Raw genomic sequence first — 752 nt, 5'->3', positions numbered from 1 at the left:
CTGGGCGACCGCATTGAGCCCGATGGCGACGAGCACGACCCCGAGGCGTCCTCACACATCCCGCGGCACCGCGGGATGAGCCTCCATGCGAGCGTCGCCGTCCCCGCACGCGACCGACGCCGGCTCGAGCGGCTCTGCCGCTATGTCGCCCGTCCTCCCCTCGCACACGATCGCCTCGGAGAGAGGCCCGATGGACGGCTCGCCCTGCGACTCAAGACCCCCTGGAGGGACGGGACGACGCACATCCTGATGGAGCGCCACGAGCTGCTGGAGCGGCTGGTCCCGCTCATCCCACCGCCTCGAGCCCATCAGGTGCGCTACCACGGCGTGCTGGCACCCTGCGCAAGCGCCCGCGATCGCGTCGTGCCCGGGCCGCGGCCCCCCTTGGCCAAGGCCCAGGCACAAGCACCGCTGCCCGACGAGCGCCAGAGTCTGCCCCATGGACGGCCGGGGCATCCGAACCAGGGACCCCCCACCCGCGAAGACCCGGCCCCGCTAGGCGGAGCCGACTTCACCTCCGATCCCCTGGCCCGCGCTGAACCGGCTCGCGGGGACCCGGGCGCAGTGGACCCACCCCACTCGGGTCAAAATGCTGCACCTGCCCGCCGCGCTCCGCGGCGAACTGCCTGGGCCGATCTCCTACAGCGTGTCTTCGAGGTCGATGCGCTTTGCTGCCCCCGTTGCGGCGAGCCGATGCGCCTTCTCGCTGCCATCGAAGACCCCGACGTGGCCCGCAAGATTCTCGAGTGCCT

The 752-nt window shown here is 71.9% G+C and carries 1 protein-coding gene; it reads left to right on the top strand.

Translation table 11 applies throughout. The features are described 5' to 3' along the window. A partial coding sequence (locus tag GY937_11135) for a hypothetical protein (GenBank protein MCP5057264.1) occupies positions 1–752 on the top strand: 752 nt, incomplete at both ends.

The sequence above is a fragment of the bacterium genome (assembly GCA_024228115.1).
Taxonomy (GTDB): domain Bacteria; phylum Myxococcota_A; class UBA9160; order UBA9160; family UBA6930.
This window is presented reverse-complemented; position numbering and strand designations above follow the sequence as displayed.